This window comes from Sphingobacterium lumbrici (genome assembly GCF_006476045.1).
Classification (GTDB): Bacteria; Bacteroidota; Bacteroidia; order Sphingobacteriales; family Sphingobacteriaceae; genus Sphingobacterium; species Sphingobacterium lumbrici.
The window spans coordinates 681,326-690,636 of record NZ_SRZY01000011.1 but is presented as its reverse complement, the minus strand read 5'-3'; the positions used below and the strand labels follow the sequence as shown (position 1 = coordinate 690,636).

Sequence of the window (9,311 nt, the reverse complement as noted above, 5' to 3'; positions counted from 1 at the left end):
GCATGTATTAGGCCTGCCGCTAGCGTTCATCCTGAGCCAGGATCAAACTCTCCATTGTAAAATGAAGTGTAAGATCAAGACTATTTATAATAAATAGAATTGTCTTGTTTTTATATCTATCCCGAACTGGCTTGGCTGATTCTTGTTATTGCTAACTTTTTACTCTTAACTTTCGCTAAAAATATTCAGCTACTCGTTACGTTACATGATCATTTTCTTAAAGAACTTTCTTCGCATCCGCATCGCGCTTCTGCATTTATTTCAAAGCCTGACGGCTCTTCTTATCTCTTTTTTTTAACCCCTTCGTTTCCGCTTGGGATTGTTTACGTCCCTTTTGGGATTGTCTACATCCCGTTTGGGATTGTTTACGTCCCTTTTGGGATTGCAAAGGTAGGAATCTTTTTTAAACTTCCAAAATAAAAATTACTTTTTTTTATTTCTCCCGTTTTCAGGTATCGCATTCATCTATTCCGAACACCAACCTTCTACCCTGTTTTCATGCCCTTCCGGACCGTTCCTCCCTTGCGGAGTGGTGCAAAGATAGAAACTTTTTAATATTACTTCCAAGCTTTCATACAAAGTTTTTTACAGGAAACATGTAACACGCTGGCAATTTGAATGATAAATTTGCCTTTCATCTCCTCACGGATAGCCTGCACAATGAAAACCCCCGATGCACGATCACATAGGGGGTTTTCAATTAAATAAAACTAACGCCGTCGTCGCTTACCGTCCAGCAATCTACTCACGAGATAACTAACCGCTGCACCAATTGCGGCCATCAGCGCCGTATGGAACATATTGGACCAGTCAACGCTATTCCAGATTGAGCAGCATGTACCGCCGAGTGTACCTGCCTGTACATTATTCAGCTGCCTCATCGCTTTCCTCCTCCATCGTCCTCGTCCGTTTCTTCGGCATTCATCTTTAATCCTTGATCCTTATTCTTTGATCCTTGATTTTCATCGACATCGATGCTAGCAATGTCCGCAGCATCTTTTTCCTGATCCCGGATATCCGATTCCTGCTTTCCGGTATCCAGTACGGATTCAATTATACCAAGCCCTACGGCTACATATTTTAAAATATTCAGTGCCTTACCCGGCAACTTGATCGGAGCCAGCAGTATCACCTGTAGTGCCTGGCTTATTTTGTTTATAATGTGTTTCACTTGTAATTATTTGTTTTAATGGTAAGTGAGAGCTCGATGAAATCATCTCTTCATCAAGATGATTTACCTCTCGGGTCGCATAGTATTAAGTAATGAGTATTGAGAGCTTGGATTGAGATGTGAGATATTAGATTTGAGATGCATGACCGTTACAACGTCATCGCGATGACGAGAAAAACACATTCTAATCACGAGTCACTGGTCACGAATCACCGGTCACGAGTCACTGGTCACGGATTACCAATCTCCATCCACACCTCCCCCTTTGCTACCGCATCCATCAGCAGACCGTACAACCGTTTATAGGCTTTAGCCGATTTCTCCAGTATATAGTCTCCGTCGTTATCCATCTTGTAGCGGTCACCGACCAGTAGACATCCCGAGGTATCACCGATATTATTGCCGATATGTATGTACACATACGAAAAGTCGGGTATGTTGCTGATCTCTATCATGCCCCGGTGCAGATTAGTAAATTGCCGTTTATAACGTGCGTTCATCCCACCGTAGATATTCAGTCTCAGTTTATACCTGCCTGCCGGTATGGCCGTGCTTCCCTTGATCTTTACTTCGCGGACTAAATCCTCCAGCCCATAACAAATAAATCTGCCATCGAGATAGCATTCGGACAGAGTACTTTCCTTCCCCTGCCGAATACGTTTTACAACGATTGTCATTACCGCACCAAGAATCTAGCTGTCTGGCTCCAGTCTCCCGCTCCCTTGGTATTTACTGCGCGCACCCTTACCTCGTAATACTGTCCCGGTTCCAGCGGTGCGATGATGTTGTTCCGCGAAGAGCTCGTCGTGAGGCGGTCGCTCCATGGTGCTTCCGGACTTTCAACCTTTCGGTAACAATATTCGTAAACCAGTACTTTGGCTTGTTTGGCGAAATCCAACCGCATCTGCCCCGATTGTGCGGTATCCGATAGCCTTACATTTAGCACCATAGAAGGTGGCAGGCTTGATGTGGACGGTGCATTGGTCGGAAATCCGGAACTGAGCAGCGTGGAGAGATGCCCATCTGCTACGGCATTGACATAATATCCCAATTTTTGCAGTGCCGATACCAGCGCCGGAATGCTCTCCTCCTTGATAGCGGTATCCTCCGGTGAACCGCGCTTGCGGGCAGTGGCCAGTTTGCTTCCAAAATCATCCAGTAGTAGCTGTACATCGGCCAGGTCTGGTGTGGGTGCAGGGAAGTTCGTATTTCCCGTCATCGCATTAACGATCGTTGTCGCTGAGATCAATAGTTCATCGTCCTTCATACTTCCGAAGCCGATGAGTGCTTTCATTTTTGTTGCCATTTTTTTTCTAATTTTTAATTGCTCCTGGCCGTAAGCTATAGGCCCTAAGCGGTTAGTAAAACTGTCTCCGATATCATTGAACAGTACAAACATAGCCACCACCATAGGGCAAAATGAAAAAAGCAACGCATACCGGCGTGTAAAAAAATAAAGCCCCCTTTTTTTGTTTTTCCCGTCTTTTCGCGTTGGCACGATCAGAGGTATACACCCGGCAGGATGGGGTATATTTCCAAAAACGACATACAGTCTGTGACAGACTGCCTGTAGTTTTCTGTAAACTCATGGCAGATTACCAAGATCTCATGGTAGTTTTCGGCAAACTGCCAATAGTTTGTGATAAACTTATAGCAGTTTTTAAAAAACGTAGGGCATTTATTCATCAGTAGCCAGCACTTTGTAATAAACTCATGGTAGCCTGCCGGACATTAAGTGTAGTTTTTCATAAATTAACTGGTATTTGCATTGACCTCATGGCAGTCTATAGAAAACTCCCTGTACTTGTACGCAAACGACAGGTAGTTCGGGGCAGACTACATGTCGTCTGAAACAAACTGCCTGCCGTTTCTTACGCTAACTCCTACGTTTGCCCTTGGAGGCAAGCAGTATTTTGTTCAGATCACGGGGGAAATAGTAATCGATCTTGCCGAGCCACATGGGCTGCAGCTTACCTTCGTCCACATAGGCACGGTAGGTCGAGTCGGCGATATCTAATTTTGCCATTACCTGAGGTTTGAGAAGCAATGGCTGGTCTAAAAGACTGAGCAGGTCGCGGTCCAGGATATCGGCCATGAGCTGCTGGATCTCCTCCATGCGTTCCATACGCAGGGCGATGAGCTGTAGCGTTTCCTGCTGTCTTTTCAGGACGATCTTTTGGTTTTCGATAACCTGTGCCTGTTTTTCGAGCAGGTCATTGGTCCTGACCGCTTGTTCGATCAGTTGTTGGAAGTACTTTTCCATGTTGATAGGGGGATGTGCTGCCGCACCATTTCCGGAGCATGCAGGATCACCCCCATTGCCCGCCCGGATAGCCGGCAGATCGGTCACACCTGCAGAACTGGCGGGAAAGCCGGTTCTTTAAATAGATGGATTTCCCCAAATCTCTTTTAATCTATCAGGAATGCATCGCCCGGTTTATCCTGGCGATCAGATTGCGGTAGTATATCGTCCGCTCACGCTCACCTCCATTGCCTACGTATGTCGATTTATCGATCGCAGCACGGAAAGACCGAGAAAAGATAGCGATTGCCCGATGGTCGCGGGTCGACATACTGTTGATGGTATCCACTTTGATCGACAGCGAACTTTCGGCGCCATCGTTCACCAACATATAGCCTATCCGGATCGGCGAATCCTTTCGGAAAAATTCCAGTTTGACTCCCGATGGCTTTTGTCCGGCTATGGACGTCAGCTTAAAGCGTTCGATCATATCCAGCAATTCCTGCAGGATTATTTTCTTGCTGTTCAGATCGGCATAATGGTCCAGGATTTCCATGTGCTCAATCTGGAAAAGGACGGCATCCAGTACGTAGTCATCCCACACCTCTACACTTGTTATCCGTTCGTAGGCTTTCGCAATCCGCCGGAATACCGATTTCAGGTCATAGGCCTCCAGACGCTCCACAAATTCTTCATATTTCATATTAAATTTAAGCATATCATAGGCGTAGGAATACAGCTTAAAATAGGTCAGGTTAGTGTAGAACATAAAATGAAAGATCGGGACTTCATCCGCAATAAAGGATATGCTGGCCTGCCCGGAAGCGGCAGCTTGCTCCAGCCTGGCCGCCAGGCCGAGCATATAACGGTAATAGATTCCCAGATCGTCCATATCCAGGGGCATAAACGAAAAGCTTACCTCCTCAAAAACAGAGGAAAAAAGATCGGCCGGCTTTAGCTCGAAATGATCGACCAGTACTTTTAGACGGTCAAGTCCCAGAATCGTAGTACCATAGCTCCATTTAGAAGCTGTAGACGCTTCCACGGAAAATAAATCAGCAATAGCGGCATGCATTGTCTCCTTTGTCTTAAAACGCTGCGCAATGAAATCAAAGATTTCCTTTTGTGTTTTCATAGTTTATATGTTGGATAGTAGAATCCTAAAGTTAACGGAAAAAAACTAAAAGCAACTACCCTGTAAAATATTTGCTGGATTCTTCTTTTATGGAGGGAAACCTGCAAATATTTTACAGCTTTTCCGATAACAGGTTTCCATTTAAGTAAAGAGATTACAGCATATTCAAAAATCCTGCAAGCAGATTGCACAGATTTGATAAAAATCAAAAAAGTAGGTAAGCATTTTACAGGATTTTTTCCATTATCCATTTTCTCTACCATATTCTTCCATTTTTTGGCTACATACCACGGCCTACCTTCGTATATCACAAATACGATAAATGATATGATCTCTACAGAAAAGAATATCGACAACCTATTGGGCAGATCCGAAGAACGTTACTTTGGCGATGTGTTCCGGAGTTTCTATACACAGATCAGCGATTTCGAATTGCTGGAGGACGAAATCCGAGGAAAGTTCTCGACGAGCTATATCGGACCACTTCGGCCCCGGGGGGAAGCCCCACATATCGGCAGTATCGAATATCTTGCCCTCGCCTTACGTATAGCCACGCACGGATTAAACCAATTGGGAAAGATAAATATTGCGGATACCAACAGGGCTTTCCTGCGCAGCTATGCCATCAACCTGGGCGACAGCCTGCCTATGGGCAGCTACCCGTTTCACTGCCGTATGCTGCGAAGCGCGATGGACGGTAAAAGCATACAGGGCAGCACCTCCCTATTTGAAATACAGATGGGCACCAATAAGGCACTTATCGAGGTAGACCACAAGGGGGGCATGCGCTACGGTAAGTTACCGGAAAAGGAAACTATAAAACGGCACTTCGAGCAACTTCATTCCATAGGTTACAAATCAACGTCCCTAGAGGTGAAAACGACAAACACAGACCTCTCATCAAAAACGATCAGCGCCAGCGTGACGAACAGATACCAGTTTGAGGAGAATACCCTTCATGGGATAGGTAGCTCGCGGGATGCACTGTTGGCGACAGACGCTACCCGAGTGTTTGGCCAGCTGATGCAGGTCCTCCTTTTCGAAACAGCAGGTACCGATCGGTTCTCCTGCAATAATATCTGGCTGCGCAAGATGGAGCTGAGATCCGAGCGCCCGCTTTTCACGGGAAACGCCGAAGCAAATGTAAGTTTCGACAAAATCCGTGAAGTCAAAAAGAATGGCCGGCAGTGGCAACTGATAAAACTGAGTGGAAAAGTAGGAAATTTCACGGGACAGTTTGAAGTGGCTTATTTGATAGCGTGACACGTAACCAGTAACGCGTAACCTAATAAAACGAAATATGAAAAAAATAGTTATCTCTGGCACCTATTGCACGGGCAAAACCACCCTGAGCCTAGCCCTTGCTATTGCCACCGGCATACCGGCAACACATGCACTGACCATGCGCGAAATACTACCGCAGCTCTATCCCGGTAAAAGTCTACGGGAATGCAGCTACGCCGAACTCATCACCTTGGGTATGAAACGTTTCGAAGAACGTATCCGTACGGAATCCGCGTTGCCCGGAGGATTTATTTCTGATGGCTGCACCTTACAGGAATGGCTCTACGGCAGTACGCGACTGATCACCGGCGCCTACCCCGACGAGACAGCGTGGACGATGTGGTGGAAAAAGGTTCTGAATTACCGTGGATACCGGGACTTTGAAAAGCTTTTGGGCCGTTTCGAAGGTATGGCCAAGCAATATGCGCGCACCCACTATGACCAGTTTTTTCATCTACCGGTCGAATTTGATTTCGTTGCCGACGGGCACCGCCCCACCTCCGAACGCTTCCGTACTGAATCTGAAAGCCGCCTGCTGCAAACGTATGAGCAGATGGGAATCGCCCCCCTTATCGTCTCGGGCGCACTAGAGCAGCGCTTAACCAAGATCCTGGAAGTATTGCAGATCGATCCGTTATATCCCATTGACTACTGTATAAGGCATGCCGTATTACAACGCCGGGAGCAGTTTGACCGCGTGCATCTGGAAGCCAGCTAATTTAATTATGCCCAATATCTCTTGTTTAATCTCCCTGCGGGTGTGAGCATGGTCCGCAGGAGATTTTTTGACAATATATAAACCCACAAAAGCTATGGAACGACTGGAAGGATACTTCGGGCGATATGGCGCACTGAGCCGAGAGATACTCGAATTTCTCCAACGCTACGGCAAACTCAACCCGTACTGTAAAGGGGAATACTATATCGATCTTTATTCAATAAAGAACACTTGTTGTATTTTATTGGATGGACTAGTCTCCTATGAAACCATACAGCAGAAAGGCAAGGTCGTGATCGAGCAGCTCGCTGTACCGTACCAATATTTTTCTGGCACAAAACACATCTATAGTAACAATGGCGAAGAAGTGGCGATCCGGTTTTTGCGGGACAGCACCGTGTACGAAATCAGGAATGAACATCTGCAGCAGGGAATCAAGAGCTATCCCGAGCTCAGCAATATGTACCATATTCTCAAACAGCACTATGTGGATTCCGTTAAGGTATTCCTAAGGCTGCAAAATCTGGAACGTAACATCAGGCTATGGTATCTGTATACACATATTCCGGAACTGGAACATGAGTCACTCACGGTGGAACAGTTGTGTTCCCTGCTCGGCTTTACAAACAGCAGGCAATATTATAAAGCATTGGATTACTATTATTCCCATAGAAAATAGTCCGATATCACTATTCATTTGTGTGCTATAGCACATGGATAGCTTTCCCTAGCAATATATCTTTGGATATTGAAAGTGATGAAAGAGGGCGCGTGCGCCACAAGATTTTATGGATTGCCCTACCCTGATATCGATGGCAACGTACAGAAAGTTAGACAGGGGTCGGTCAAAAAAATTAAACAACAATTATACGATATGCGTATGAAAACTATCAAAAAAAGTGCAATGGCCTTGGCAGCCTTGGTAATTGCAGCAACAACACCAGTTGACGCTGGAGTAGGCGGATCAACAGGCAATCGTTTACCACTTCTGAATACGGAATGGTATTCAGTAAACCCTCCATCCGGTGGTCAACAACAGACTCCAGCAACGCCTGTTTTTACAGAAGTTAAGAGCTCTACAAGCGATGAAAAGCCACTTGTAAATGCGGGTTGGTATTCTGTAGACCCGCCTTCTGGTGGCCAACAGCAAATCAACTCCAGGATTGGGGACACACTTCCTCCCGGAGATTGTCAAACAACAAATAGTGGTGAAGTATGTGCCGTATTTTGGGAAGATGACAATACTCCTCCACCTTCCACTTTATCAGCGCTGATGGCAGCAAATCCAGAAGCAGAACAGGCAAAACACGAGGAAAACTAATTCGTCGTTAAAAAAGTCACTATTCATGCGCATGAATAGTGACTTTTACGTTATCTTGGATTTTGTTCGAAACCACTGATCTGAATAACATCAGGAGGAATCGGCCATACCCATTTCAGGTCACCAGGCTTCAATTCGTAAATCACATTTTCAATTTTTCGCCGCGGTGTCACACTTAGCGCTAGTTCCTGAGCAAACCGTCTTAAATCTTGCCATCGCCTACCTCTGAAAACCAGTTCTTTCCTCCTTTCCAACAATACAAATTTCAATAGCTCACCTTTCGAATTATCCGGAATATGGGGGATTTGAACAGTATTAGCATAGCGATTCTTCAACAGCTCCTCTAGATCTTTCGCTGCCTGTGCTAAATTATTCAATCTGGCATTACATTCTGCCCGGATCAATAAAAGTTCCGCGCTTGTAATCCCCGTAAAAATCAGCGAATTGGAACCTGCATAACTGCCTTTAAAAATTGTCCTTCCAGCGTTAACCGTAAAATAAGCCTTTTTCCTTAAATCGTTTTCGTCATATGCCTTTAGCAAAAGCGTATCCACATTTATCCTTGAGCTAGATAGCGAAACGGGAACAGACACATTGCTGCTAAAAATTACTTCATCGTTTTCCAACCCGTGACTGGGAAAAGGAACAGCCGCATCATAATTTACCTCATTAAAGTTCAACAACGGTGGTGCAGAGAAGAGCGCTGTATCTGCATACTTTTTTCCCTCTTCATATTCCCCCCGTTGAAGTTTCAGTATGGCCAGCATCGCATATGCCGCAGTAGAATTCGGAATCGTCTTAAATTGTGTATTCTTCGGCAGCAGTACCGATGCTTTTTTCAAATCAGATTCGATGAGTTCGTAGGTATGTAACAAATTGGACCTTGGAACCTCGATGTTTATATTAGAAGTTGTCCTAAGTGGTAATCCTTGCATTTGCGAAGCTGCATCTTCAACATATTGCGGTGCAAAGAGTTGTGCCAAGAAAAAATAGTTGGTTCCTCTATAAAAATGAGCCATACCACGGACCCTGTCGATAGAACTATCACTGTCGCGATTATTTTCAACTAATTTTTGAAGGCCATCCATAACAAAATTTGCATATAAGATCTTTTCATACCCTCTATTCCAATCTTGCGAAGTCATACCGGAAAACACATCATCTGCCCAGATATACCCATTTTTACTACTTGGGTTCGAAATAGTTTGCCACTGTGCATCTGAAACAAAATAGTCGTCTGCACCTGTTTCGCCCAACTGGTGGGATGTGAAACTGTTCATATTGGAATGAAGAAGTATTGCTTCGAGATCCTCAATACGATCGGGAACCACTTGGGATTTATCCCGTTTTATATCCAGAAACTCCTTCATACAGCTTGTAGCCAATAATGCAACCATCATTGGGATGCTTAATCTATACATATATAGTTTGCTGTTCATA

11 protein-coding genes are annotated in these 9,311 nt (G+C 45.1%); 4 read left to right on the top strand and 7 right to left on the bottom strand.

Annotation, left to right across the window (positions count from 1 at the left end):
- Positions 1-710: 710 nt before the first annotated feature.
- The 6 genes from E4F24_RS13735 to E4F24_RS05225 all read right to left on the bottom strand — a co-directional run bounded on the left by E4F24_RS13735 (position 711) and on the right by E4F24_RS05225 (position 4,548).
- Positions 711-881, bottom strand: a complete 171-nt coding sequence (locus E4F24_RS13735) for a hypothetical protein (protein ID WP_181182368.1) — start codon at positions 879-881, stop codon at positions 711-713.
- Positions 878-1,171, bottom strand: coding sequence for a hypothetical protein (locus E4F24_RS05245; protein WP_140937603.1), 294 nt, complete (start codon positions 1,169-1,171; stop codon positions 878-880). The genes E4F24_RS13735 and E4F24_RS05245 overlap by 4 nt, the downstream gene beginning before the upstream one ends.
- 230 nt (positions 1,172-1,401) lie before the next feature.
- Positions 1,402-1,848: a DUF5675 family protein gene (locus E4F24_RS05240; protein WP_140937602.1), complete on the bottom strand. Its 447-nt coding sequence runs from the start codon at positions 1,846-1,848 to the stop codon at positions 1,402-1,404.
- On the bottom strand, positions 1,848-2,669 hold the full coding sequence (locus tag E4F24_RS05235) for a fibronectin type III domain-containing protein (protein WP_140937601.1): 822 nt from the start codon (positions 2,667-2,669) through the stop codon (positions 1,848-1,850). Before E4F24_RS05235 ends, E4F24_RS05240 begins: the two co-directional genes overlap by 1 nt.
- A 378-nt stretch (positions 2,670-3,047) precedes the next feature.
- On the bottom strand, positions 3,048-3,434 hold the full coding sequence (locus tag E4F24_RS05230; RefSeq protein ID WP_140937600.1) for a hypothetical protein: 387 nt from the start codon (positions 3,432-3,434) through the stop codon (positions 3,048-3,050).
- Positions 3,435-3,588: 154 nt separating this feature from the next.
- On the bottom strand, positions 3,589-4,548 hold the full coding sequence (locus E4F24_RS05225; protein ID WP_140937599.1) for a hypothetical protein: 960 nt from the start codon (positions 4,546-4,548) through the stop codon (positions 3,589-3,591).
- 195 nt (positions 4,549-4,743) lie between these two features.
- Between E4F24_RS05225 and E4F24_RS05220 the strand changes: the two genes are divergently transcribed.
- The 4 genes from E4F24_RS05220 (at position 4,744) to E4F24_RS05205 (ending at position 7,871) form a co-directional block, all read left to right on the top strand.
- Positions 4,744-5,811, top strand: coding sequence for an AvrD family protein (locus E4F24_RS05220; RefSeq protein WP_140937598.1), 1,068 nt, complete (start codon positions 4,744-4,746; stop codon positions 5,809-5,811).
- A gap of 37 nt (positions 5,812-5,848) precedes the next feature.
- Entirely contained in the window at positions 5,849-6,550 is a 702-nt protein-coding gene (locus tag E4F24_RS05215; RefSeq protein ID WP_140937597.1) for an ATP/GTP-binding protein, read from the top strand.
- A 94-nt stretch (positions 6,551-6,644) separates the two neighbouring features.
- Entirely contained in the window at positions 6,645-7,229 is a 585-nt protein-coding gene (locus E4F24_RS05210) for a cyclic nucleotide-binding domain-containing protein (RefSeq protein ID WP_140937596.1), read from the top strand.
- Positions 7,230-7,430: 201 nt separating this feature from the next.
- The gene (locus E4F24_RS05205) at positions 7,431-7,871 is read left to right on the top strand and encodes a hypothetical protein (protein ID WP_140937595.1); all 441 of its coding nucleotides are present in this window, start codon (positions 7,431-7,433) and stop codon (positions 7,869-7,871) included.
- Positions 7,872-7,921: 50 nt separating this feature from the next.
- Here the strand turns inward: E4F24_RS05205 and E4F24_RS05200 are convergent, their stop codons facing one another.
- A complete protein-coding gene (locus E4F24_RS05200; protein ID WP_140937594.1) occupies positions 7,922-9,310 on the bottom strand; it encodes a RagB/SusD family nutrient uptake outer membrane protein in 1,389 nt (462 codons plus the stop codon).
- Position 9,311 lies beyond the last annotated feature (1 nt).

Excerpts from the sequence above, each read along its gene's own strand:
- E4F24_RS05210 (WP_140937596.1), top strand. The coding sequence starts at position 6,645 with ATGGAACGACTGGAAGGATACTTCGGGCGATATGGCGCACTGAGCCGA.
- E4F24_RS05225 (WP_140937599.1), bottom strand. The coding sequence starts at position 4,548 with ATGAAAACACAAAAGGAAATCTTTGATTTCATTGCGCAGCGTTTTAAG.
- E4F24_RS05205 (WP_140937595.1), top strand. The coding sequence starts at position 7,431 with ATGAAAACTATCAAAAAAAGTGCAATGGCCTTGGCAGCCTTGGTAATT.
- E4F24_RS05215 (WP_140937597.1), top strand. The coding sequence starts at position 5,849 with ATGAAAAAAATAGTTATCTCTGGCACCTATTGCACGGGCAAAACCACC.
- E4F24_RS05230 (WP_140937600.1), bottom strand. The coding sequence starts at position 3,434 with ATGGAAAAGTACTTCCAACAACTGATCGAACAAGCGGTCAGGACCAAT.
- E4F24_RS05200 (WP_140937594.1), bottom strand. The coding sequence starts at position 9,310 with ATGAACAGCAAACTATATATGTATAGATTAAGCATCCCAATGATGGTT.
- E4F24_RS05240 (WP_140937602.1), bottom strand. The coding sequence starts at position 1,848 with ATGACAATCGTTGTAAAACGTATTCGGCAGGGGAAGGAAAGTACTCTG.
- E4F24_RS13735 (WP_181182368.1), bottom strand. The coding sequence starts at position 881 with ATGAGGCAGCTGAATAATGTACAGGCAGGTACACTCGGCGGTACATGC.